This window comes from Pseudoalteromonas sp. P1-25 (assembly GCF_001401805.1).
Lineage (GTDB): Bacteria > Pseudomonadota > Gammaproteobacteria > Enterobacterales > Alteromonadaceae > Pseudoalteromonas.
Map to the genome: position 1 here is coordinate 1 of NZ_LKDW01000021.1, position 25,630 is coordinate 25,630.

Sequence of the window (25,630 nt, forward strand, 5' to 3'; positions counted from 1 at the left end):
ACTGCATGGATGCAGAAGGTAGAGCAATGCAGGAGCAATTGCCGAGAACAACTAAATAGCGAATTTTTTGTCTTGCTATCAACACGTTTATCCATCCTCAAAATAGATCACTTAATTATGCGGTTTGGTATAAAAAAGCCTAGATGTGAGCCGTTCAAACTAAACTCTAAGAGCTTATAAGATTTATCGTAAAACAAAAAAAGCCCAGCAGTGCTGGGCTTAAGGTCACTTTAGGAGTAGTTAATTAAATGACACTGTAATGATGTTAGAACATACATTTTCAGTTACACATAATTGGTAATCGTACGATGGTAATGTAGCACCACGTACATAATCACGGTAACGGCCGTTGTCTGATGTGGTATCAACCAGCTCACCGTTACGGTATACGCTTAACGACTCAGCGCCCACACGCTCCCAGCTTAAATCTACACGCATGGTATCAAGGCGAGATTTATTAGCGCGTTTAAGTGTAAGCTCAAGCTCTACATCACTTACTACAACCGTTTGAGCTGAAGTATTAGTGTTGCCTTCACTGTCTGTTACCGTTAGTTCAACATCGTAATTACCTGATGCTGCATACACATGCATTGGGTTTTGATCTGATGATGTTGCACCATCACCAAAATCCCAACTCCACTGTGTAATATCGTTATTTGCATCCGTACTTGTATCTGTAAAGTTAACGGTTAAGCCTTGTGTTTCTACATCAAAGCCCGCACGCGGTGGTTGTGGGCTAACTTCGCCAATAGCGCTTAATGTAAGAGACCAAGTATTAATTGTACCTGTATCAGCTGCTGCGGTATCTTCTACGTGTAGCGTCCAATCACCTGTTGCCACTTCACCGTTAAAAGACTCAGACGTAAAGCTTCTTACTATGTCGTCGTTTGAGCCACCTACATTGCTTTGTAGTGTTACCTGTGTACCTTGTGCTGATACTAACTTAACCACTAAGTCGCCTGAGTAAGTGTGCGTAATATCAACATTAGCGGTTGTACCAAATACAGTTAAATCATCAGGTACATTAATTACTGACACAGCGCCTACTGGCGAGTTATCAGGAATATCAACACTTGCGTTACTGCTGTAAGTAAAGTCGTTTAAGCCAACAGGTTGAACCATTAACTTAACTGATTGCTCTTTAACAATGTCACCCGCTGTTGCAATCACTGTTAGCTCGTATTCACCCCACTGTGTATCAGTGTCAGTTTCAACGTTAAGCATTACATCATCACCAGGGCGCGCAGTGCTAGCCGACAAATAAGCACCACCTAATGCTGATGATAGTTCAAGTGTTACTTCCTCATCCCACTCGGCAATTGAGCCAATAGTAAATGTGTAATTTGTAGCTTGTCCCGCTACAATTTGTTGCGTAAGTGGATTGGCTGAAATTTTAAAGCCAGGTGTAGGATCTGCATCAATAAGTGCTTGATTCACATTAAGACGAGTACCTGCCACCGTTACACCTTGTAGTGCCGCATTTGCATCACCAGAGCTCATTAGTAACTCTTTAAGCTCTTGCGTGTTTAGTTCAGGATTAATAGATAACACTAACGCAGCAGCACCTGCAACATGAGGCGTCGCCATTGATGTGCCAGAATAAGATGCGTAGCTCTCACCTGGTGTGGTCGATAAAATAGCACTACCAGGGGCGCCCATATCAACGCTTGTTAAACCATAATGTGAGAACCATGAAATATTATCGGTTTGATCCGTACTTGCAACCGATAATACACTTGCGTTTTCGTAGTTAGAAGGATAATGAGGGTTAACATCGTTATCTATTGTGTCGTTACCCGCTGCGGCTACAAACAGTAAATCGGCCGCTTCGCTTGATGCAATTGCATCTGCTAGAGCTTGGCTATAACCGCCACCGCCCCAGCTATTATTTAATACGCGTAAGTTAACACCGGCATTTTTAAGTCCTACCATGTAGTCAATACACTTAATAGCGTCTGATGTTGAACCATTACCTGCAGCATCTAAAAACTTACAACCTACAAGTGATACTTCGTGGTTAACGCCCACAACACCTGTTGCATTATTACCGCTAGCACCAATGGTGCCAGATACGTGAGTACCATGGCCTTCATCATCCATAGGGTCACCAGTGTTGGTAATTGCATTAATACCGTGCACGTCATCTACAAAGCCATTACCGTCATTATCGATGCCATCTCCTGGTATTTCACTGCTATTTACCCACATATTGCTCGCTAAATCGCTGTGGCTATAGTCAATACCTGTATCAATTACACCTACTACAACATCGCGGCTACCCGTCGAAATATCCCACGCTTCTACGGCATCAATATCAGCATCGGCAGTACCCCCTGTTTGACCCTCGTTATTCAAGCCCCATAACTCGTCAAAACGTGGGTCATCAGGGGTACCTGCAATACTTACTTGATAATCAGGCTCAACGTATTCAATGGCTTGATGTGATTTTAATCGAGCGATTGCTTCTTTAGTACTCATGCCTGAAATTTTAAACTTAGCTAAACGCCCAGAAAGTAAAGACTTATAGTTATCATCAATTTCATCTGCGTTTACATCTGAAATTTTTGCTTTCACTAACGAACGGGCTTGTTTACGCATTTGTGCGGATGCATTTTTTTTGTATTTAACAATTAAGGCATCGCTACTTACTACAACAGGCTGTTTAACACCTGCATCAGGTAGTTTTGCAGCAGCTAAGCAAGGAAGTAAAGCAAGAGTGATAATAGATAATTTTGTTTTCATTGTTCTATCCATAGTTAGTTTAACTTAGTGGTACTAAGTAAGTTTACTTACAACTTCAAATACAAGAGGATCACGTGGCATAGAACTAGAAGACTAAGAAATATGAATTTACACAAGCCAAAAAAATAACAAACAACTAAAAATCAACATTTTTAACCAGGCTGATTAACAAAAAAACATGCAACACAGCCATTTTTATGAAATAACTCATCGCATTTTTACCTTTTTAAGGACCAAACATTTTTACTAGTTTTTCTTTCTTTTTTTGTTCCCATATGAATACTTCCCTGTAAGACCATGAAATTTAACAAAAATAAAATTGGTAAAAAAAGATGATTTAAGTCTATTGTCAGGAGGAATACAGTGAAGGTGTTCTTACAAAAAAGTTTATTCGCTTTATATTTAATAAAGATGACAGGATTAAATTTCTTTATTTGTAATAACAAACGATTTACAAAATCAAATTGAAGAGTGGATCACACCATTATTTCAGCACGGCATGCTGAGCGAAAATATCTTATTAAAATTTATAACACTTAAGGTATTTGATTTTACTATTTCAAGGAGAATAAATAATGAAGTTGAATAAAACACTTTTAAGCTGCGCTGTTGCATTAGCAGTGGGTACTAGCTTTGCTTCACATGCAGATACACAAAATAAATCAATATCAAGCTCACAGCTAAGTACACAAGTCTCTACTGAGAACTTAGAAAACAGCTTAACCCTAAGTCAGACTTCAAATGAAAATAACGCACTTCTTTATCAAGAGGGTGACAGCAACACCATGGTTGTTACTACTACAGGTAACAATAATGAAACTGAAGTTGTACAAAACCAATTTGGTAATTATGCCGAAGTAACCACAACTGGCGATAACAATATACAGGTGTACTCGCAAGATGGCGTTGCTAATGGCTTTATCTCCGAGGTAACAGGTAACAACAACATGTTATTTGTTAGTCAATTTGGCCAAGGCTTTTTTGTAAATAACGAAGCGATTAACATTGTAACTGGTGATGACAACCTTATTGATGTAGAGCAAGGCAACGGCGGCCACTGGTTCTACAATATGGATATGCAAGGTAATGCAAATGAAATTAGCGCTTTGCAAGAGGGTGAATGGCATGAAGCAGAAATCACTATGCTTACGGGAGACGAAAACACTTTAAGTCTAGAACAAGATGGCTTTTGGAATACCTTTAAAGTAAGTAGCTTACAAGGTGATGAAAACGAGCTTGATGTTGAGCAAAGCGGCGACCGAAATGCTGTAACATTTAGCGATATCTCTGGTGATGCTAATGAGATTGACGTTGAGCAAGATGGCTTAACAAATGCAGTAACGTTTGCAGCTGTTGTAGGTGATGATAACCAAATAGATTTAGATCAAGAAGGTTCGCTTAATACTATTGAGTCAAACTTATTTGAAGGTGTAAACAACGAAGTAACAGCAACGCAAAATGGTGCTGAAAACTTAATGACAGCCGATTTAATTGGTGACAATAATGAGCTAACTTCACTCCAAAGCGGTGACTTGAACGAATCTTACATGGGTGTAATTGGCTCTGATAATGAGTTTTCAACCACTCAAGTTGGCGACTTAAACTCGGTTCACCTTGCTAATTTTAACGGCACAGGTAACGATGTTGATTTAGTTCAATCTGGTGATGAAAATACCATGCTGGTGCAATCGTCGTATCCTGATGTATCGCTTACATCAAACGATAACGATATTGATATTTCACAAACGGGTACTCAAAACGAAGCGGTTGTAACACTTGCGGGTATTTTAGATAGCAACGATAACCAAATCGATATTGCGCAAGATGGTATGTTAAACCTAGTTGATATGATGGTTGAAGGCAGTAGCCATAGTATTGATATTTCACAAGAAGGTGAAGGTAACTGGGTAGGTGGCGTTGGTCAGTCTGCCTTTTTAGTGGGCGGTGAAAACGTGTCATTCACAGTCACTCAGGTAGGTAACGACAACCTTGTGGAAGGTTCAGTTATTGGCTACGACAGCACGGTTTCTGTTACACAAATTGGTGATGGCAACACTGCAACAATTACACAAATGTAATTATTGAGGTGGGGAGGTTAGCCCTCCCCATTTTATTATGAAAATAAATATTCACTTACGTTACTTCCTACTTAGCTTTTTACTTCTTTTTTCTTCGCTCAGCGCTGCCGAGCAAGAACTGGAAATAGATGGCTTACTGCTTGATAGAAGCATTAGCCGTTTTGGCCATCAATTTTATTACGAATTTTCGAATTACTGGCGAGACCTCCCCTCCACTGCCGGTTTTAATATAGAAATAAAAGAAACGGTAATACCAAAAGCGGGCACAAAGCTTTCGCTAATTATGAATAATGAACTCGTATATGTAACCTATTTAGGACGTAGATTAGCGCCCCTCGACGAACGCGTTGAGCAAGCTGTTTACACTGTAATAGAAGCGATGGCACGCTCAAATATGACTACATCGTCACCCGATATGGCAGTAAATGGATGGTAAAATGAAAAAAATAGCACTTATAATAATAACAACACTTAGTTTTTCAGCCTCGGCAACTGAAATTATTTATACCCCAATCAACCCAAGCTTTGGTGGTAACCCACTCAATGCCACAATGCTGCTTAGTAAAGCACAAGCGCAAAACAAGCACAAAGCCCCAACTGTTGAAAAAGGCTATGCAGAGCAGTTTCAGGAAACACTCGAGCGCACTTACTTAAACCAAATGGTACGTGAAATTACTGATATGGCATTTGGGGAAGATGTTGAAAACAGTATTTTTGATCAAGACTCAATATTTATGAGTGGAGACTATCAAATAGAAGTAATAACCAGCACAACAGATACTATAACTGTAAAAATAACCAATATATTAGATGACTCAGTGGTGATCATTGAAGTACCGAGGTTCGGATAATGCATAAACTAATAATAACACTAACGCTTTTAAGCTTAACCGGTTGTGCTGGCATGAGTAATTTAATTCCGCCTTCACAACAAGTTGCTACAACACTTGAACCAACAGAAATATTTAGTGATTTAAAAAACTTACCTAAACCTGTAGGCAGTATCCCTGTGTCTGTGTATTCGTTTAGAGACCAAACAGGCCAATATAAGCCACAAACTAATGTAAGCTCGTTTTCAACAGCGGTTACACAAGGTGCTAACTCTATTTTAGTGCAAGCTTTGCACGAATCTGATTGGTTTACGCCGGTTGAACGCGAAGGCTTACAGAATATTTTAACCGAGCGAAAAATTATTCGAGCTGGTAAATCTGACAATCCTAACCAACCAGATTTACCGCCGCTAACCACCGCTAAAATAATTTTAGAAGGCGGTATTATTAGCTACGATACCAACGTAAAAACGGGCGGCTTAGGCATGGAGTATTTTGGTATTGGGGCTTCAGAGCTTTACCGAGAAGATGCCATCTCTATCTATTTACGTGCAGTTGATGTTCGCACCGGCCAAGTACTCTTGAGCGTTGCCACCAGCAAAAAAGTGCTAAGCCAAGAAATGCGTGCAGGCTTTTTTAGGTATGTAAGTTACAAACGACTGGCTGAAGCCGAGGCGGGCTTTAGTGATAATGAGCCAATGAGTATTTGTGTGACCCAAGCTATTGAAAAAGCACTCACAGACTTAATTACAAAAGGTATTGATAGAGGGTTATGGGCGAAAAAAGCAGCCTAAATTTAAAGACTAAAAAGGCTACATGATGTAGCCTTTTTATATAAAACACTTTTTTGCTTAAACTTAAACTAAAAATATTAAATCGGTTTAACTACTTAGCCATAGGTAATAAAACCGATATATAACGCTGAGCCCAATTTGCCAACTCTACACGGTTGCGCGAATTGGTTTTTTTAAAGGCACTGTACAAATGTGTTTTAACGGTGTGATCACTTATATTAAGCTTATCGGCAATGGCATTATTGCTTGCCCCTTGGGCAATTAAGTGAATAACCGATTTTTCGCGCTTAGTAAGATGCGCATAATCCCCTTTTTTTAGGGTTATATCTTCTTGTAAGCTATTAAACGAAGAGGCCACAGAAAGAATATCTGAAAATGCTTTAGATATAACTTTGCGCGTAAACCACAATTCACCAGACGTTATTCTTACAAGCCCTTTAAATATATCTTCTGGCGCATCAGATTTATAAAACACGCCATTAAAATGATTGAGCAATAAGTTTTTTTCACATACTGCACTGGGCTCTACATTAAATAACACCACTTTGTGCTTTTTAGCTAAGCAAATTAAATCAGCAGGTAGTAAATCTAACCAGTTATTTTTAGCGCCATCTATTAAAAATAAATCAAACTTCTCCCTTTGCTCATTTTTAGGGATAGCGTCATCCATTTTTATATCACCAAAAATGGCTTGCATGGTTTTTAAAATAGTTGTGTAGCTTTCGCAGTGAAAAGAAGATTGAAACGTAGTTTTTATAAAAACGGAGTGTGGCTGTAGCATAAATTTCTTCCTTGAAACGTTTATTCCACATTACCGAATTTATAAACAACTTTCAATGCGATTTTGGTATTATTACCACAAAGAAAAGATACGCATTAATTATATTAACCCAATATTTACAATAAGTTAGCTTAATAAAGTGTTTGTTTTTTCATATAACACACTGCTCTGATCAGTCCTCACATAACGTATAAAAGCGTGAAGTAACCCCGTTAGTCCAACCAAAGCCTTGCTGAACAACGTATTCCCCTCCCCCTGCTTTTAATTGCGGCATGCACACATTGTATTTTTCAAGTAAGCAATGATTAAGTGAAAAATCGTTTTCTACCATCGTTAACCAGTTTTGCATTATACGCTTACTGAGACAGCTAAAACCGTAATTATTAAGTCCTTTGACGGCAAACCACTGCAGCGGCGCCCACCCATTTGGACTATCCCATTGCTGTGATGTAGAGGTAACGGTAGTAACTATGCCACCGGCCTTTAAAAAGTCGCGGCTTAGTCGCTCGGCTACATGTTGTGCTTGTTGCTCAGACGCTAAGTTAAAAAATAATGCAGTACTTGCGGCAGCGCTTAACACCTTGGATTGACTCGCTTTGCAATGATTATAATCAACAAAAAAGTGATATTGCTCACTCCACATGTATTTATTAATCAGTGAGCGGCGAGCTGTTGCGTAGTCGCTAAATAAATCAGCTTGTTGGCTAATACCTAGCAGCTTATTAAACTTACTAAGCTGTTTTTCTAGGTTGTAAAGTAAACAATTAAGATCAATGGGTAGTATATCGGTCGTTTGTATAGAGCTAAGTGAATTAGGCTCAGCTAGCCAGCGGGAACTAAAGTCCCAGCCTGATTCACACGCTGCACGTATATGCCTATAAAAGTCAGGCTTTTTATGGTCAGCTAAACCCGCTGCGAGGGCTAGATCTTCTCTAAGAGATTCAGCCCTAGGAGTTGCCTCATCATCCCAATAACGATTTAGCTTGCCGCCGCATGGCATTTTTACAACTCGTCTTAGTGCCGGTTTCTCGTTAGTAAGCTCTTCTGCGCCTTGCATCCAAAACGCATACTCTTTTTGAAGCGCAATAACACACTTTTCAAGCCATGCCACATTATTGGATTTACTGTGTTCGTGCTGCCATAGCAATTCAACCATTAGGGCTAAAATAGGTGGCTGCGAACGCGATAAATAGTAACTGCGGTTGCCATTTGGAATGCACCCATAATCGTTTATAAGGTCGATAAAGTTTTGCAGCATATCTTCAACAATCTCGGGTTTATTAGCATCTATTAAGCCAAGCGCTGTAAAGTAGCTATCCCAGTAGTATATCTCCTGAAAACGCCCACCTGGCACAATGTAGCTATGCTTTAATGCTAATAAAGAGTCGGCTTTAGGTTTATCAGCCTCCCGCCTCAAACCATGCCATAAAGAGTTGATGTAGTGTTTAACGCTTGAAGGATCTGGCTCACTTTGCATACGTAGTAAGGGCGTTGTAATAAAGTGCTCATTTACAAACTCTTTTAATTGAGCTTGATTAAGCGGTGCTACTTGCTCATAGTGTTTACATGCACTTTGCCAGCTGGTTCGTGCAGTTGCATCTGCAAATGTTTTACAGTCATCAAAAATATGTTGGGTCTGTACATCTTTAAATAACTGGCTTTCAAAAAAATTCATAACAATCCTAAATCAATTATATGCGGGCAACGTGCTGAGAAATGGCGCGGGTGCGCTGTTTAAAAATAATCACGCTTATAAAAATTAAGCTAATAGGTATTAACGAGAAGTAAAATGCGTACTGACCGCTAAAATGCTCAAATACATAACCTGTGATCATTGAACCAGTTGTGCCTCCAAGTGCTGAAAACACAACAATTAACCCTGTCATAGCTGCATGTTGGTGCTTTTCTAAAGCACTAAGCATTACCGAATTTAACACTGGATAAATTGGCGCCATAAAAAAACCAATAAGGGGCAAAACAAAGGCGGCCAGCGGTGCGTCAAATAATCGAGTAATTGCTGTATTAGGTAGGTTTTCAGTTAGGGGTAACGTTATAATAATAAGTAATGCCATAGCGACTAAGCATCCACACAGCACAAAAAACCAATTAATGTGCTTAAGCACCTGCCCCGCAACTAAACGGCCAAGCGCTAACGCCGCTGCAAAAATACTCGCTAACTGAATACTTATAGCCACAGGCAATTGTAAAACTTGGTTATTAAAAGTTGGCAGCCAAGTACCTACCCCTTGTTCAATTAGGACGTATAAAAATGCACTTATAATAAAAATAAGTACCAGGGGCTGATACGTTAACTTAAGCATAGCGATAAAGTCACTTAAGCTCGAACTGCTTTTGTTGCTTTGTAGCGCGGGTTTTATAGGTGCAGCTATAACGCTTAAAATCACAACTAAAGTAAGTGCAGCCAACGCGTAATATACATTTAGCCACGCACTAGGCTCGCCGGGATTTATAAATGCAGTAAAAATCCAATAGCCGCTTAACACACCCACCATAAAAATACCCTCTATGGTGTTTAACAGTGACGAATGACCGTTAGCATCGTCGGTTACTTGGCCAATAATTGAATAAACAGACACTTTGACTACCGCAAAACCACAGCCTATCACTGCAAATAGCAGTTTAAACATATAAAATTCGCTAATCATTGCAGTGCTTAAGCACGCTAATGCAACAACAGCTAAAGCGCCTAGCATTGCGAGCTTATAACCTAATCTAGGAATGAACGAAGCAACTGCAAAAGACATTATCGCAATTGATAAGTCTTTAAACCCTTCTAAAACAGACGCCTCAGTTTTGCTAACGCCCAGTGTATTTATTGCCTGCAAAATGACTGTTCCTACGCTATTTAATAATATTGCGAAAATAAAATAGCTTGCAGCAATTGCGAGTGTAATTTTTGTTTTACTCATAGCTTGCCTTACTTATAGCGCAGTACGCCATAACAATTAAAGCTAACACCTTTAGGTAATTAGCGTGTGTGTTTGTGTCAGTGAACATTGAGTTTAGTGTAGAATAAAAACCAATGCAATCGTTTGCATTTTAAGTTTTTTAAATTAACTTCTATTAGTCATACTTCAGCGCTTACTCGATTGGCGAGTTATTAGCTCTATATCAATAACTTGAGATTCAACTTTTTCACCCATAAATTGTTGAATAAGCTTTTTAACTAAAAGTTCAGCCGCTATTTGTGTATTTTGTTTAATTGTTGAAAGCGACGGATGGCTAATATCTGCCATTGCTATATCGTCAAAACCAACCAATGCAACATCGTTAGGAATACTGACATAGCGCTCTTTTAATGCCTTCATTGCACCTAAGGCAACCATGTCGCTACAGGCCATAATTGCATCAAAGTAGAGCCCTTTTTCACGCAATAAACTATTAATTTCTTGATACGCCGAACTACTAGTAATATCAATAGAAACAACATGTTGCTCTAATTTATGTGTAGATAACGCGGCCGCATATCCACGGTGCCTTTCGCTAATTTCGCCGTGTTCTGGGTCGCCTAAAAATAAAATATTTTTTGCACCGTGTTCGATTAAATGCGCCGTTGCTTGCATTCCACCTAGGTAGTTATCACTGCCTACAATGGGGTAATTACTGGGTGTTTTAGGGTCTCCCCATACAACCAAAGGGATCCCCGCTTTAGCAGCCGCCTCTATATTACGCTGATCTTTACCTTGCCCAACCACGATAATGCCATCGGCTCTGCGACCATTTATAAAATAATTGGCCCAATCGTGCTGCGCCATTATTGAATTAGACAATAAAAGCTCTAGGCCTTGCTGATTTAGTGCAAGGTTAATTTCGCTAACCACTTTAAGTAAGAACGGATCGCTAATCGATTGTTCGGTTTGTTCATCTAAGTTAATGATAACAGCAACAACATTTGTTTTTTGAGTACGTAAGCGGCTTGCAGCGGTGTTTAAACTAAAATTATGCTCTTTGGCGAGTTGTTTTAATTTATCGCGTGTTTCTTGTTTTATTAAAGGGTTATCATTTAATGCACGCGAAACCGTAGAGGTAGATACCCCTGCCAGCTTTGCTAGATCAGCTAATTTTATTTTTTTGTTATCCATGAAAACCCTAAGCCGCGTTGTATTAACTAATGTTTAGTGTAACTGACTGACAATATAGCATTATTAATTTTCTCTGGCTTGCCTCACTGGCTAAAAAAACCATACCTCGAGTATTGCGCTCAATATTCACACAATTAAATTCATAAATAATTTACAAATAAATATTGCAAACGTTTGCATTAATCTTTATGGTTTCACCATATACAGCCTGTTTACATAAAAACGTTATGTGCAGGCAGTAAAAAACACACTGTTTAACACACTAAAAACGGGATCACACATGACATTCAATAAAGCAAAAAGTACATTAGCGTGCGCTATAACTTTAGCCTTGGGCTCTCACAGCACCTTTGCACAAGAGCAAGCAGCAGAAACTAAGGTTGAGCGTATTGTTGTTTCGGGCACACCTACAGGCGTTGGCATCAGAAAAATTGATGCAGGCTACGCTGTTACAAATATCGATAGCCAACAAATTATTAAGCTTTCACCAAAAAGCACTGCCGACCTGTTTAAAGCTGTACCTGGGGTTTGGGTTGAAAGCTCAGGGGGTGAATCGGGCGCTAATGTATTTGTACGTGGTTTTCCTGGCGGCGGTGACGCGCCATTTTTAACCTTAAGCATTGAAGGGTCACCCATTTACCCTGCTCCTACATTATCGTTTTTAGAAAACTCCTCACTATTTAGAATTGATGAAACCATTGAAACTATGGAAGCTTTACGCGGTGGACCAAACCCTGTTTTATCAAACGGCCAACCTGGTTTAACAACTAACTTTAGGCTAAAACGTGGCAGTGAAGACACCGAAGGCTTATTTAAATACACCACATCAGATTACGACTTACAACGTGTAGATGCTGTTATTAGTGGTGAAATTACTGACGATTTATACTTTATGGTTGGCGGATATGTAAAAAGCTCACCGGGTATCCGTGATGCAGGTTTTACCTCTGAGAAAGGCAGCCAATTTACCATTAATATTACTAAAGATTTAGATAACGGCGAGCTTAACTTTTATACCCGCCAAACAGATGACCATGGTGCATGGTACTTACCAACCCCTCTTAATATAGAAGGGATTGACGCAGAGTATACGCAACTTGGTACGTTAAACCGCCAAGCCACTATATTCACAGGCCCCGATGCACAAGCACACGATATAGACTTAGGTGATGGCCGAGGTTGGGATGGCCATGTTACAGGCGGTAGCATTAAGCTAGAGCTTGATAATGGCTGGCAATTTTCTGACCGATTTAATATAACTAAAGGAGATGCCAATACATACGGGTTAGTGCCAAGTGGCTCGGCAACCACGGTTGGCGCAGTTGCCGATAATGGTCAAACCGCGTTTGGCGCAGTAAGTAATACTGAGTACACAAGCGATACCCCAATACAACAACTTGGCCGTTGGGTTGTACTTAAAGAAATTAGCTCATTTACTAACGATTTAGCTTTTTCAAAGCAATTTGATGATTTATCAGCCACTTTTGGTTACTACACAGCTACTACATCTGCAAACGATTGGTGGAGCTTAGGTAATACGGCTTACCACGTATTAGAAGCAGGTGGCGAGTCGCTAACTGGCATTGAATGTAATCAAAGTACTGATGGCTGTGATTTTAACTACGATATAAGCTCAACAGGTGATGCGCGCACCCATGCATTTTATGTAACAGCTCAATACAAATTTGCTGAAGACTTTACCTTAGATGCCGGCGTGCGCCACGAAAGCCATGAAGTAGAATACAGTGTTGATGAAGGCCTCGATGGCATTATTACCAAAGCAGTTAACTATGATGAAAGTAAAACATCTTGGACTACGGGTATAAATTATTCAATAAACGATGACATGGGTGTATTTGCACGTGTAAACCGTGGTTATAAAATGCCTTACTTTGATGACTTTAGAGATAACTTTAGCGCTTATGAAAGCGGCGAAAAGCTAATTAAAGAAGTAACCCAAGGCGAATTTGGTTACAAGCTAATTTCTGACTCTACAGACTTTTACGCCACTTTGTTTGTTAATGAAGTAAAAGGCGATACATTTGTACGCCGTCCAGGTGTACCTGCAGAAATTTTGACAAACGAAGCGTACGGTGTTGAGCTGGATTATAACTTTAATCATCAGTCGGGTTTTTCAGTTAATTTAAATACCACATTACAAGAAACTGAAATAACCCAAAGCCCTACCAATGAAGGGAATGAGTCTCAACGTCAACCAAAATGGCAAGTGCGTATCACACCTAGCTACGACTTTGAGCTACAAGGTATGTATGCCACATTATATGGCACACTGTCGGCTGTTGATGATCGCTTTGGTAACAACGAAAACACGGTGACTCTTGATGGCTACGAAAAAGTAGACTTAGGTTTAATTTTAGAACCTATGGAAGGCATAAAACTACAACTGGCCATTGATAACTTAACAGATGAGCAAGGTATAACAGAGGGCGACCCGCGTAATGCCGATGCCCCAAATGGCCGCTATATCATGCCACGTATTACGCGCTTTAGTGTAAGTTATGCGTTTTAAATACACTTAATGATAAAGGGAGCTTAGCTCCCTTTATTTAATTTTTTCTTTAAGGTTATTAAGCGCCTCTACCGAAAAACCCCTGTCGTAAAAATGTAAAATTTTACCTTTACTGTCTATTAAAATAACGCGTGTATTATTAGGGTTATTATTACCTGTAAATTTTTGCACAGCTTCGCCATCTTCATAAATAGTGATTACCCCGCCCCATAGCTCTTTAGGAATACCCTTGCGCATACCGCTGTCTATAAATGTACTAAACATACGCGGTGCCATCCCTGCTATGGTAGGTAGTTCGTAAGTGGGTAATGTAACCCCAGTCATGTCTAAGCCAATCAACCAGCGGTCTATGTCAAATTGGCTATCTTGTTTATAGCCAAGGAGTAACAAGGTTTTATCGGCTTTAAAGTCACTTGGTATGGTTACGCTTTTCTGCTCTAGGCTTTGCCCGCTAATAGTGGGAAACTGCTTACCGGTAATTTGCTGGTTTGGGTATTGAGCTGAGCACGCACTAAGCATTAACACCATCAATCCGCTGGCTATTATTTTGATCATTTTAAAACCTTACACTGTTACAAATATCATACTGGTACGTGTATGAAGTAAAACACGTTTAAACCGTCTGTAATTTTAAATACGCTTTAAACTCTCGAAGTGCCATGGGCTTGGCATATTTCCAGCCTTGGCCGTAGTGTACGCCCGCTTGTTTTAGTATGGCTTCTTGTTCAATGGTCTCTATGCCTTCTGCCACACAGGTGTAGTTAAATTTACGCACTAAGGCCATAATATTAGGGATCATCGATGCCTTTAAGCCTTCTGTTGCTATATCTTGCACAAAGGTGCGGTCAATTTTAAGTTGATGGAAGCTCAAGTTTTGTAGATTTTTTAAGTTAGAATAACCCGTACCAAAATCATCTATCGATAAATTAAAACCCGCCTCAACCAAATTTTTAAAATGAGTATGGGCAACTGTTGAGTCTAAATATTCATCTTCTGTTATTTCTAAGCAAATAATAAACCGCGAATCAGTGAGTGCCGGTATATCTTTTAAAAGTGCAATATTGCCTGTTTCAACATCGCACGGAAAAATATTAATAGACACTTTAAAATGGCGCGGTAATGCCTCAACGGTTGTGAGTTCACAAAGTACTTTTTCTATCATGGCTTGAGTAAAGCGCCACGTTAAATTTGTTTTTCGGATAATAGGAATAAATTGATCTGGGAACAAAACCCCGTATTTGTCTTCAAAGCGAGCCAATGCCTCACAGCCAACAACGTTACCTGTGTGCAAACAAATAATAGGTTGGTAAGTCCAATAAAATGAGCCTTTTTTCAACCCCTTGCGAACGCGCGTCACTGTAGACCGCCTAGCCGCTAAGCTGTAATCAATCAACAACCCGCTCGATACACCCGCTAACGATATAAGAATAAGCGAAATAATTAATAAAAATTGATTATTAGCAAAAAATTGACTCCAAGGCAGCTGCACGGCCGCGCAGTATCCTGGATTGTGGGTGCTGCATTTTATAACTGACTCATAAGCTAAAAAGGCATTCGTTTTTACTTGCTTGTAAGTACCTTCAACGCCACCTAAATGAAATATGTTATCGCTGTTTTTGTAAAGCACTTCCCAGTGAGTAGACACAATCACTTTATCGTTAAAGGCACGGCTATCAATAATTAAATTATAGTTCCCTTGCCTAACTATAATGACCTCCATTGCTCGGTCACTGAACAAAAGCAGATATAATTGCGGCTCGTACCTTACTCTTACAGGCTTATTGTCGTTAGAGTCTGCTCGGATATAGTCGGGTGGGTTATCTGGGATAGTTTTGGCTAATTTGCCTGCTCCAGTTGTACACACAAGTTCATCATTTTTAAAAAAACCAATGTCTATCACGTACTGTGCATCAAATAAAGCGCGACGCATTTCAATAAGGTTATCACTATTACAGCTATCAGCACTTAGGCTATTTAAATGTGATAAAATTTTACTTCGCTCATTTACGGCCGCATCTATATGTTTAACAATATAATTTGAATCGCGCGCTAACTGCCTACCAAGCTTTTGTGCAGCAAAATAAAGTAATGTGCTAGCACATACCGCAAAAACGACGATACCGCTTACTACAGCAATTAACGACCTACGTTGATATTGTTTCATAACGCCTTTTAAAATAAGCTGTGAGTGATTCAGGTGCCATAATAATTGCATACCTGAGCATAAAAGCAATTAAGCTTGTAAAATAATTAAAGCCCCTTGCGCTTTAATTTATTGATTTGTTTAAACTATAATTTAGAAATTACGCGATTTAGCCGCTCGCAAAGCTGCTTATGGCCTTGGTAATTTAAATGTATACCATCGCACCCAAAAGGGGCGTTAAGGTGTGATATATCAACGTAATTAAGCGCATGCTCTTGTGCTATACGTTTAAAGTGAGCGTTTAAGGGCTGTAATTTTTGATGACAATTGAAATAAATATTGCTTAAAGCGTGCTGAGGGTTAATAAATAAAGGGCCGAATAACACTATATTGGGTAACTTGCCATCGGCATAAAAGTGTTTAATAGAGGTGATAAGGCTTGCCAAGCCGCTTGCAATATTTACAGGCGCTAAGTTAAAACGTTTTTTTAAGTCGTTGGTGCCCAGCGCAATAACAATCGTACTCACCTCATACTGCTCTAAGTAGGGCTTTAAATAGCTAATACCGTTTAGGTTGCCTGAAAATGGCGGGTTATTTACCAAAGTACGATTTGGCTGCCCCGCCTCTATTACCTTATATTCAGAGCCAAGCTGCTGATTTAAAAGCGTTGTCCAGCGGGTATTTTCATCGTAGCGTTTACCTGTTTCGGGGTTTAAACCCCACGTATTCGAATCGCCAAAGCAGAGTATATTTTTTGTTATTTGTGTCATTAAAATGGATTAAGTGTATAGCCTTGTTGTTGTAATTGAGCATGTGCAGTCATCGCAGAAAGAGACATGTTTACGCCATCAATGAGCAGTTCAGGCGTTACTTTAAAATGAGTAGCCGATTGTCCACACACATACACTTTAGTATTGTTAGTTAGTAGCTGCTCTATTAACGCTTGGTTTTTATTATCAGCGTTAAAGCGTTTTTTATATTCGCTATTAGCTAACACGTCCACACTTGCGCTACCGTGCACAACTAATGCAAGTTGAATATTTTCAGGCTTTACACCATGCGCTACATGCATGTTAATAAAACGCGCTAACGAATTTATTGCATGATTTTGCTCGCCTTTTTTAGCGCCATCGGCAACATCAAATGCTATTTTAAATACCGTAGAGCTATTAATTTTATCGTGCTTAGGTACATCATAATAATTACCAAACCCTTTAATTGGTTGCTCATTAGCACTAACAAACGAGCTATAAAGCAGTACTAACCCTAATAAATATTTCATAAAACAATCCTGTGTTTTTTAATATGATTACTAAACTACCAGAGACAACCAAAAAAGGCTGCAATTTAAGCAACCTTTTGGGTACTTTTATGGCTGTGGTTAATAAACTGCATACCTAAATAGCTAAAGGTGTTTTTAAACTGATCTATAAAACACGCCGGCGCTTCACTTGATGACGCATTAGAAAGCACAGAAAAATACTTACTGCGCAGCGCTCGTAACTTTGGTTTTAATGCTTCATCGTCCATGTAGTCGGTTATTCTATCAATAAATAACTTCATTTGAACTGTGGTGCTGTACCAGTAAACGGGTGAGGCAAACACCCAGTGGTCATACGTTAAAAGTGCTTCAAATACCGCATAAAAGTCATCGTTTTTATAGTTTTTGTTATAGCAGTACGGCGCTATTTTATAATCATCTAAACATATTACTTGCACGTTATTTTGCTCAGCAAAGCTGTTAACGTGCGCCTGTGTATTACCATTTTTACGTGCGCTTGAATAAATAATAACAGCCCTGCGCTCAAGTTTTTGTTGCATTTAGTTAGCTCCTTTTTTAATGTTGAAAGAAGCTTAAAACCTCAAGTTATATTGGGGTCAAACGGAAATTTAAAATAATGCAAACAGATCAAAAAAAACTAACAGAGGCCAACCTAACCGTGGGTTATGTCGCCAAGCGAAGTGGCGTAAAAGTATCAGCCCTGCACTTTTACGAAACAAAAGGGCTAATACGTAGTTGGCGCAATAGCGGTAATCAACGCCGCTATAAAAAAGACGTACTACGCCGAATAGCGGTAATTAAAGCTGCACAAGCAATGGGAATAACGCTTGATGAAATTAAACTCACCCTAGCCACATTACCTGAGCAGCGCACCCCCACACAAGAAGACTGGGCAGCCCTTTCAAAGCAGTGGCAAGCACAGCTAGATGAGCGCATAGCGTATATGCAGCGTTTGCGCGACCGCGTTGATGGCTGTATTGGTTGTGGGTGCTTATCAATGAGCAAATGCCCTATTTATAACAAAAACGACCACTTAGGCGAAAACCAAAGTGGTGCTATTTTGTTAGAGCGAGATTGAGGCCTAAGTTAAGGTTAATCTAAGCCACTTAATCCTTCTTTTGCCGCTCTGTATAAAGCCCCTAGGGTAGAATCGAATACAGATTTTATAAAGCTATAAGTCAGCTCTACCGCTTTACTGATTACCTTGCCTGCAAACACCAACATATGCCCTAGTAAACCTAATGTTTGTGTTGCAAACGAGGCTGACGCTTTAGCTATTTTATCAAGCGTTCGCGCCAACATATCGTAAAAGGTGAGCCCAGTTCCAATGGCAGCTTGGGCAGCAACTGCGCTGTAATAGCCCGCATCTTTTAAAAGGGTAATTAATGCCGCACCTAGTTTATCTGCCCAATGTGAGGTAAATGATGCTTGGTTTCGGTCTTCAAATTTTAAACGCACAGGCATGTTTAAAAAGTGATTAGCTTGTATAGTTAAGTTGTTCCAATTATTGCTATTGGCCGTGTTTAAATAGCCTGGCGTGCCAGCAAGAGTATGAGCAGCACCTTTTAAACCTTGTCCACTATCTAAACGTATTTCTTGGCCATTATGCGGAGCATGGGAAAAAGGCCATAAAGGCACTTTAGCCACTGGGTCTGCCCCATGTGTACAGCGGTAAATTTTATCAATTCTTGATGTTGCAGCGCGAGAAAAACTTTCAAGCCCAACACGTGGCGAACCAAACGTATATAATTTTACAGGAAGTGAATACTCAGCTTTGATCCAATCAGCAGAAAGCGTCGCTAACGCACCTCCTAAGCTATGACCAACTAAATGAACACAACCGGTCACTTTATCTTGAATATTCGCAGCTATAAACTCTTGCAGCGCAGGCTTCATACTATAAAAAGTCTTATTAAAACCAGCATGAACCATACTACCATTTGACCCACCACTCACACCAAAGTGCCCATCGGTTAATCCATCCCTTAGTGAGTTAGTACCGCGAATAGTAATAACCGAATCGCCCTGATACGCGCCAAGCCCATGCCCTACTAAGGCAAATCCCGTACTTAAATTAAATAAATGTGAGAAAAAACTACCCGTTACGCCTTGTACTGCGCCAGGGTTAACTGAGAAATTAAAATTGTCGCGCAAAGAGGCATGAAGTGTGCGATTGAGTAAATTAGTAGTTTTAATACTTTTTGCTTTATATGCAAGGTTTGCTAATTGTACGGCTTGAGTGGGTGTCAAAGTATTCATATAAGTTCCCTTTAAATTAATAGTTAAAGTTTACATGATGTGTATATCGCAAAAGTGTGGCTTGTATCTTCTTTAATTGGTATATCGTAAGTTTGTGGCTCTTGGCCAATATCACACTCTAAGTGTGCAAGAAGTTCTTTAAGTGTGTCACTTTCTTCATGAATTGAAATAAGTGTGTACCATAAAACAATCCCTTCTGGCGTACCGTTTTCTAAATAAATATGTTGAACTAACGAATCGTTATCAAACATATTAGCGGGCTTACCTGTTTTTATTGTTTTTTCTGTGAAGGTAAAATAACCCTGTTCATCTGTTGTGGTATCGTCAACGTATTCATCGCCATAGGTAAGTGAGCGCATTACTTTAGTGTTTGCAACTGGCTGCCCATTATCTAATAACTGCCCCTTTACTGGAGCCGATAAATAAAATTCTTGTTTATTAAAAAAGCCAAACATATCTGCACAAGCCTGTGATGTAGTAAAAAAGACAACGGCAATAGAGACTATCACCAACACAAAAATTTTTAAGCGCGATAAAAACAAAGCAAACTCTCTCCCAAGGCCTAGCTATAAACTACTTAATGTATATGGTTAATTAATTACACCAGCCATATTTATACTGAAAAGTAGGGGTCTAATTAGGTACAATTATACTGCATGTTTTTTAATCAAAAAACAATCACTAATCTAATTATAAAAGAGTGTATATATTAATTTACCAATGCCACTAAACATGATGCCGCCCATAAGCAAAAAAGCATACATAATACTAATAGCACCGGCTGAAGGATCGCTCTTTTTATCAATTTCTATGCATGCCGTACAAACAACAAAAAATATAAAAAAGTTAGCAATAACGCCTAAAATAAAAGCATTGCCAAATAACGGAGATACGCCAGCTAAAACGGCACCCAAAATTAGCAGCGAGCCTGAAAATGAATGTTTATCAAACCGACTCTCTATTATTTTTATAGCTAATGTGGCTAGCATTAAGAGTAAAAAGTATAACGTTGGCCAAAACTGATAATATAAATACCCCCAGTTTAAAAGCTCACCTGAATTTGATGAATAAGCTTGCTGGCCTATGTCGGCTGATGAAGCATTCGTGGCATTTTCGGTAAAGAGGTACGCTACCCCACCAATAATTAATTTTATAATCCAAAAAAATAAAAAGCTGGCAATAGTAAACCCAATAGCGTCATCCCTTGTTAATCGTTTTTTAGCTTTGCTTTTTACAATAATGGCAAGCATTAAACCTAGTAGGCATACACTTCCTAAATAAAGTACCGCCTGCCAAAAGTCATCAGGATAAAATACAGCTAACCCTGGCGCTATAAATAGATACATAGCATCTTCGTTATCTAGTGAACGGTTTTGTACACTCCGCTCAGACTCTTTAAAAAGAGCTAAATATACAAATAAAGGCTGTAAAAACAGCATTAAAATACTCGTGGTAACAAGGCTCATACATCATCCTTAATGAGAATACGTTAATGCAGCACACGTGCTGCATTAAAGTTAAAAATGTGGGGGCTCAATAATAAAGAGAGGTAGGTGTTATAGGTTTATTTTTTGAAAATATGTTTTAAGTTTTAAAAGCCCCGACTCAAGTTCAAATTTTTGTATTTTTGGATTTTTGAATTTAAACCCATTAGAAATGTGAGTATTAATCATCGTCGCCATACCCTCAAACCCAGCAGGCGCAGTGGCAACTAAATCGCTCAACAAAGGGTTTATAAGCACTTGATGCTCTTCTATTAAAGTTGGGTTTTCGTATATATCGTAAACAAGGTTAGTTAGTGTTTGTTGGTTTTGTTGTTCCATATCATTTCTATAGCGCCTTAGCTTAGGCGTTTATAGCTCCTTTGTGTATCAGTTTTAATTCAATGATTTATTTTTAATTGAGCTTTCTCTTTTGCTAACTGTAATAAACTAACAGCTTGCTCTTTGTCATAAGCTAAAGCGCTGTGTTCAATAACATATTGTGCATGCTCTTTTACTGCAAGCCAATTATGCTGCGATTTATATAAACTTGCTAACTCAAAATGCGCCGTTGTAACTAATGAATCTGGCAATTCTATATCTAACGCTAAAAATTCTTTGTGAAGAGAAATTGCATTATCAATATCTTGCCCTACAAACATGCCACTTCCATATAACCAAGCTAGTGTTGAATAAGCTTCTATCTCTTTTGCCGCAACCCGCTTTTTGGCTTCCTCTAATAATCGAGTCCCATCCCCAGTGTGAAGACTTAAAGTAATCAATGCTTTCCAGTATCCCATGGAATAAGCTTTTTCACACCACTCCTCGAGACACTCAGGTGCGTTAATTAAGCTTTTATGACATTGCTGTGCGGCGGTTATTACTGTTAAATCTGGGTCATTTATATCTATAGTATTATCCCATCGAGGACCTGCGGCATAAATGGAAGGCGCCATTATAACTAACAATAATAATATTATTTTATCCATAAAATCACTTCCCTAAAGATTGTTCAGGAAGATGAACAGTATAAGAAGGTACTGGTGAAGGTAAAAATGCACCTTTCCTATAGAAATAAGTCTCTCTAAGCGGCTTTTTTAAGTCGCCTTCACCTTCACAAACTCCTCTATCTTTGCAGGTCATCCCACCAATATAGTCAATTATACTTATTCCACTGATTTTTAAATTAAGTAAAATAGAATCAACACCTATATGCCTATTACCAGCATTAAATGCATGGTACCGATGCATAAATGCAACAATACGGGAGCCTTTTTCAATTTTAAGGGTACTGCTTAGTATGCTCGCCCACATTTGATTTCTTTGAATATGTGAATCAGTACATAAACCACCATCAGCGTCCTCCCAAGTGCACCTACCATCAATTTTATCCATCACCTCAACAGGCATATCTAACGGAATAATTTTCATACCTAGAGAGTTAGCAGCTTTAACTAGTTCACCATAACCTGTGCTAGCAGCACCATTCCAATACCAATTTTCTCGAAAATGTTTGTAAATGACATCAAAACCTTTACCAGTACGTTGATAAAAATCTATTTTTTCTTTTATCTTTATAGGTAACATTTCCATCGCAAAATGAGTGAAACCCGCAGCTTTAAGTTGTTTTAGAGCCTTTATAGCCTCATATTTATAAGATACTGGATTATGGCTAGACTCGGCAATAATCACTAAGCGCGCGTTTCCTGCCATTGTTCTGTAATTTACATCCGTGTTTATTTTACTCACTGTATTTCCTTATGTTTAATATTCTTAATATTATTCAAAAACCCAAGCTAGTCACACCAACCTGCAGGTGTGCGTGCTAGTTTAAGGGAAACTCTATTTTCATTAATCCAAGCATTAATAACAGGTGTAGGTTTAAACTCTGAACCCGTACCAGGCCAATAATAAGACCCGTTTAAACTCTTACAAAGTGCAAGGTAAATGGGCGCCGAGTTACACATTACATCTTCACCTCTCTCAACAAACATCTCATAAGAAATCTGTTTATGAGTTGAGCCTTTATAGGTAGTAACTACATCAGCGGTAAAAACATGCCTTTGGGAACCATCAACCTCTTGAAAAGATTCCACTTTAATAATTTTTACTTTAGCTAAATAGTCAGCACTATTGACCGCTTTTCTAAAGCCATCAAGCTCCAATAAATCAGTATGTTGAGCATTAGCACAAAAAATAAAGCTTAATAAAATAGTGTGCGCGATCAGCGCTTTTAATTGGCTAAAAATCTTCAATAGAAGCTAATTTACTAATAGCAGTACTGTCACAAGCCCAATATTTCTTTATATCATTCTTTTGTAGTGTGACTGTGTTTTCTTTTGTTACTGTATCAAACTCTTCGCTATAGTAATCACCTACTATAACTTCACTTTCTCCCCCATTAAAAGTTAAACTATGTTCAGTAACCAAAGTGCGATGATAGCTCGATTTTTCTACAGCTTTAAAGTCTGCTGAATCAATAACAGGGGCTACATTTATAGTAAATTCAGCTAAGTGAAATTTACTCCCTACTTTGTTAATAACCAGCTCAATAGGTGTTGGCACATCCGCATTACATTTAAATATAACTTGCGAAGCTCCTTGAGCTTCATTACACGGTGCAATAAAAAACAAGGCTATAATCAGAAAAAACTTACCAAGGTTACTTTTTATCATGCTTTTTTAATACCCTTGGTAGTTCAATATTATAGTTATTTAGTAAATACATTACTTAATGCTTAACTGATACACCTGATAAATCAAAGTTATAAAGCGTAACTGAATCAATGTAGTGCTCTTCAACTAACTTAGTATTCTTTACGCTAATAACCCCTTCATCAATACTAATATTGCTTACATTACTACTTAAAGTGAAGTTAGGGAGCGCGTATAGCTCTGAGTTGATAATTTGATATCCCTTTAGTACCTGCAGTTTGTTACCTGCATAATACTTTATTAATGCATAATAATTTTCGCCTTTTTCGAGCAATATTATTTCTGGCGTATGACCTTTTAATCGAGTGGCAATAAAAGGGATCCCTTCACTAAAAGACAGGATGTAAGTATCCCTTGTAGGCAAGCAAATACCTGACTTATCTTTGTGGAGTAATTTAACTTGCTCAAACTTCAATGACTGCAATAGCCCTGTTTTGTCATCAACTTTTATAGGCTTAGTTACTTTTATATTTAAACATTCTGACGCGAAAGCGGTATGACTTATCGTTAATAGCAGAGTATAAATTAAGACCTTAAAAACATTCATATGCTTACTCCATATGTTTGCCAATTATGGATAAACTCTTGCACAGTTCCCTTTCCAAGAGGCGTATTATAATAAGTTTTCCAATACTGTGCCTGCGCATTAGTATCATTAGCTTCTGGCAAGGCGGCTGGCACTCTTAAATAGTGAATTCTAGCAATAGCGCATGCATAAGCATCATTCTCTTTTAGCTCTTTTAACTTATCTTCAGAAGTCATTAAGCTTTTAACTTTTAATGCTAACTCTCCTCTGTAACTTAGGTAATTATCCCAAATATCATCATGAGTAGCAGGCTCTATCTGAAAATAACTCAAAGCAGGTCCACCGCCTAGTTGTTGACGATACTTCAATCGACTTTCTTGAATCGCTGTACCCAGTAATAAGACTTCTGCTTTTTTTGATGACAAACCAATTTTTAACAACGTTGGTTTTATGACATTTTTCAAGAAAAGTTGAGGATCTTTCATTCCTGCTTTTTGAGAGTTAAATAAGGCGAGCTTTTCATTAATTTTGCGAAAAGTAGCATCATTTGGGTTTATTTTTCCATCAGGCCGCGCCGTATTTAATACTTTACTTTGAAATAATTTAATGGCGGCAATAGTTTTAGAGCTATCTGGGCGAGGATTTAATCGACCATCGACAATTAAAACCTGTGTAGGCGGGATAAGTTTCAGTAATTTATTTAACGCGGTTTGTACCGTTTTTACATCATTTAAACTGTTAGCACCACCCAATCCAACAGATTGAGTTATTCTGATTGATGACATCAATAAAGTCCTTTTTAGAGTTTTTATATAGCTCGTCTAATATTTAAATATAAGTTAGAGAAGGATGGAAAGCTCAACCTACCCCTTGTCTATTTCTTTCAATGTATTAAATAAAATATCGTTACCATTTTTAGAGATAAAATTTGCATGTATATATAACCTATCTTTTTCAGTAAGGTATATATCCGTGTTTGATATCTTTGTTAAATAGCTTTTAACTAATTTTGATTCGATGCTATCCGGGCTTCTAAATAGTGTTGCCCCTTCCAATTTATCTCTATTTTTTAAAGCAAAAAACGCTGAAAGATTGGCCATAAAATGTGTCAAATCTTCTTTAGTTACTTCTAAAGACTCCAAAAACTTTATAAAAGCTTCATCGAAAACTTCAGCGTTATCATTACTGGCTCTTAAAAAAGATTCAACATGCCCGCCAAGGTTTGCACCATGATTATGTTGGTCAAAATCAGGGGTTCTTACAAAGTAGTTTTTTTCTCCACGAAAAAAGCTATTTGTTTCATTTTTTTCTATCGAAGCTTCAAATAAATTTGTCATGTAAAATCTCTTAGTCAATGACAGTAAAG

Annotated in this window: 26 protein-coding genes and 1 pseudogene; 6 read left to right on the plus strand and 21 right to left on the minus strand. The window is 38.5% G+C overall.

All coding sequences use genetic code 11. The features are described 5' to 3' along the window. Positions 1–240: 240 nt before the first annotated feature. Positions 241–2,742, minus strand: a complete 2,502-nt coding sequence (locus AN393_RS13055) for a S8 family serine peptidase (protein WP_055018300.1) — start codon at positions 2,740–2,742, stop codon at positions 241–243. Positions 2,743–3,317: 575 nt separating this feature from the next. Between AN393_RS13055 and AN393_RS13060 the strand changes: the two genes are divergently transcribed. The 4 genes from AN393_RS13060 to AN393_RS13075 are packed head-to-tail and all read left to right on the plus strand — an operon-like array spanning position 3,318 to position 6,444. Then, positions 3,318–4,820, plus strand: coding sequence for a curlin (locus AN393_RS13060; protein ID WP_055018301.1), 1,503 nt, complete (start codon positions 3,318–3,320; stop codon positions 4,818–4,820). A 37-nt stretch (positions 4,821–4,857) separates the two neighbouring features. Continuing rightward, positions 4,858–5,256: a curli production assembly/transport protein CsgE gene (locus AN393_RS13065; RefSeq protein WP_055018302.1), complete on the plus strand. Its 399-nt coding sequence runs from the start codon at positions 4,858–4,860 to the stop codon at positions 5,254–5,256. Next, positions 5,246–5,671 carry a curli assembly protein CsgF gene (locus AN393_RS13070; RefSeq protein ID WP_055018303.1) on the plus strand — a complete coding sequence of 142 codons (426 nt, stop codon included), beginning with the start codon at positions 5,246–5,248 and terminating at the stop codon, positions 5,669–5,671. The genes AN393_RS13065 and AN393_RS13070 overlap by 11 nt, the downstream gene beginning before the upstream one ends. After that, entirely contained in the window at positions 5,671–6,444 is a 774-nt protein-coding gene (locus AN393_RS13075) for a CsgG/HfaB family protein (protein WP_055018304.1), read from the plus strand. The genes AN393_RS13070 and AN393_RS13075 overlap by 1 nt, the downstream gene beginning before the upstream one ends. A 91-nt stretch (positions 6,445–6,535) precedes the next feature. Here the strand turns inward: AN393_RS13075 and AN393_RS13080 are convergent, their stop codons facing one another. The 4 genes and pseudogenes from AN393_RS13080 to AN393_RS13095 form a co-directional block, all read right to left on the minus strand. Then, entirely contained in the window at positions 6,536–7,225 is a 690-nt protein-coding gene (locus AN393_RS13080; protein ID WP_055018305.1) for a response regulator transcription factor, read from the minus strand. Positions 7,226–7,397: 172 nt separating this feature from the next. Next, the gene (treF, locus tag AN393_RS13085; RefSeq protein WP_055018306.1) at positions 7,398–8,900 is read right to left on the minus strand and encodes an alpha,alpha-trehalase TreF; all 1,503 of its coding nucleotides are present in this window, start codon (positions 8,898–8,900) and stop codon (positions 7,398–7,400) included. 16 nt (positions 8,901–8,916) lie between these two features. Then, entirely contained in the window at positions 8,917–10,155 is a 1,239-nt protein-coding gene (locus tag AN393_RS13090) for a sugar MFS transporter (RefSeq protein ID WP_055018307.1), read from the minus strand. Positions 10,156–10,320: 165 nt separating this feature from the next. Next, positions 10,321–11,331, minus strand: a pseudogene (locus AN393_RS13095) (LacI family DNA-binding transcriptional regulator); the annotation flags it as partial. A 277-nt stretch (positions 11,332–11,608) separates the two neighbouring features. Between AN393_RS13095 and AN393_RS13100 the strand changes: the two are divergent. Beyond that, positions 11,609–13,858 carry a TonB-dependent receptor gene (locus AN393_RS13100; protein WP_055018309.1) on the plus strand — a complete coding sequence of 750 codons (2,250 nt, stop codon included), beginning with the start codon at positions 11,609–11,611 and terminating at the stop codon, positions 13,856–13,858. Between the two features lie 33 nt (positions 13,859–13,891). On the opposite strand, the gene AN393_RS13105 is transcribed toward AN393_RS13100, so the two are convergent. The 5 genes from AN393_RS13105 to AN393_RS13125 form a co-directional block, all read right to left on the minus strand. Next, entirely contained in the window at positions 13,892–14,413 is a 522-nt protein-coding gene (locus tag AN393_RS13105) for a hypothetical protein (RefSeq protein WP_055018310.1), read from the minus strand. A 58-nt stretch (positions 14,414–14,471) separates the two neighbouring features. After that, a complete protein-coding gene (locus tag AN393_RS13110) occupies positions 14,472–16,022 on the minus strand; it encodes an EAL domain-containing protein (protein WP_055018347.1) in 1,551 nt (516 codons plus the stop codon). A 125-nt stretch (positions 16,023–16,147) separates the two neighbouring features. Beyond that, positions 16,148–16,771, minus strand: coding sequence for a GDSL-type esterase/lipase family protein (locus tag AN393_RS13115; protein ID WP_235576203.1), 624 nt, complete (start codon positions 16,769–16,771; stop codon positions 16,148–16,150). Then, positions 16,771–17,283, minus strand: a complete 513-nt coding sequence (locus AN393_RS13120) for a DsrE family protein (protein ID WP_055015722.1) — start codon at positions 17,281–17,283, stop codon at positions 16,771–16,773. Before AN393_RS13120 ends, AN393_RS13115 begins: the two co-directional genes overlap by 1 nt. Positions 17,284–17,348: 65 nt before the next feature. Continuing rightward, positions 17,349–17,822 (minus strand): flavodoxin family protein, encoded by a 474-nt coding sequence (locus tag AN393_RS13125; protein ID WP_055018311.1) that lies wholly within the window; start codon positions 17,820–17,822, stop codon positions 17,349–17,351. Between the two features lie 77 nt (positions 17,823–17,899). Here AN393_RS13125 and soxR point away from each other — a divergent pair, with 77 nt between their 5' ends. Next, a complete protein-coding gene (gene soxR / locus AN393_RS13130) occupies positions 17,900–18,361 on the plus strand; it encodes a redox-sensitive transcriptional activator SoxR (protein ID WP_055015724.1) in 462 nt (153 codons plus the stop codon). Positions 18,362–18,375: 14 nt separating this feature from the next. Here soxR and AN393_RS13135 read toward each other — a convergent pair whose 3' ends face one another. From AN393_RS13135 to AN393_RS13185, 11 genes are all read right to left on the minus strand, one after another. Next, the gene (locus tag AN393_RS13135) at positions 18,376–19,542 is read right to left on the minus strand and encodes a lipase family protein (protein ID WP_055018312.1); all 1,167 of its coding nucleotides are present in this window, start codon (positions 19,540–19,542) and stop codon (positions 18,376–18,378) included. Positions 19,543–19,565: 23 nt separating this feature from the next. After that, positions 19,566–20,084, minus strand: coding sequence for a DUF6795 domain-containing protein (locus AN393_RS13140; RefSeq protein ID WP_055015726.1), 519 nt, complete (start codon positions 20,082–20,084; stop codon positions 19,566–19,568). Positions 20,085–20,228: 144 nt separating this feature from the next. Then, positions 20,229–21,008 (minus strand): hypothetical protein, encoded by a 780-nt coding sequence (locus tag AN393_RS13145; RefSeq protein ID WP_055018313.1) that lies wholly within the window; start codon positions 21,006–21,008, stop codon positions 20,229–20,231. 90 nt (positions 21,009–21,098) lie between these two features. Further along, positions 21,099–21,365, minus strand: coding sequence for a hypothetical protein (locus AN393_RS13150; RefSeq protein WP_055015728.1), 267 nt, complete (start codon positions 21,363–21,365; stop codon positions 21,099–21,101). A gap of 59 nt (positions 21,366–21,424) precedes the next feature. Next, positions 21,425–22,012 carry a hypothetical protein gene (locus AN393_RS13155; protein ID WP_055018314.1) on the minus strand — a complete coding sequence of 196 codons (588 nt, stop codon included), beginning with the start codon at positions 22,010–22,012 and terminating at the stop codon, positions 21,425–21,427. Between the two features lie 4 nt (positions 22,013–22,016). Then, positions 22,017–22,772, minus strand: coding sequence for a ChaN family lipoprotein (locus AN393_RS13160; protein WP_055015730.1), 756 nt, complete (start codon positions 22,770–22,772; stop codon positions 22,017–22,019). A gap of 47 nt (positions 22,773–22,819) precedes the next feature. Next, positions 22,820–23,278, minus strand: a complete 459-nt coding sequence (locus AN393_RS13165; RefSeq protein WP_055015731.1) for a hypothetical protein — start codon at positions 23,276–23,278, stop codon at positions 22,820–22,822. After that, positions 23,265–23,699, minus strand: coding sequence for a hypothetical protein (locus AN393_RS13170; protein WP_055018315.1), 435 nt, complete (start codon positions 23,697–23,699; stop codon positions 23,265–23,267). Before AN393_RS13170 ends, AN393_RS13165 begins: the two co-directional genes overlap by 14 nt. Positions 23,700–23,754: 55 nt before the next feature. Beyond that, entirely contained in the window at positions 23,755–24,285 is a 531-nt protein-coding gene (locus AN393_RS13175) for a hypothetical protein (RefSeq protein ID WP_055018316.1), read from the minus strand. After that, on the minus strand, positions 24,282–25,049 hold the full coding sequence (locus AN393_RS20575) for a peptidoglycan-binding protein (protein WP_235576204.1): 768 nt from the start codon (positions 25,047–25,049) through the stop codon (positions 24,282–24,284). Before AN393_RS20575 ends, AN393_RS13175 begins: the two co-directional genes overlap by 4 nt. Before the next feature lie 78 nt (positions 25,050–25,127). Continuing rightward, positions 25,128–25,601, minus strand: coding sequence for a hypothetical protein (locus AN393_RS13185; protein WP_055018317.1), 474 nt, complete (start codon positions 25,599–25,601; stop codon positions 25,128–25,130). Positions 25,602–25,630 lie beyond the last annotated feature (29 nt).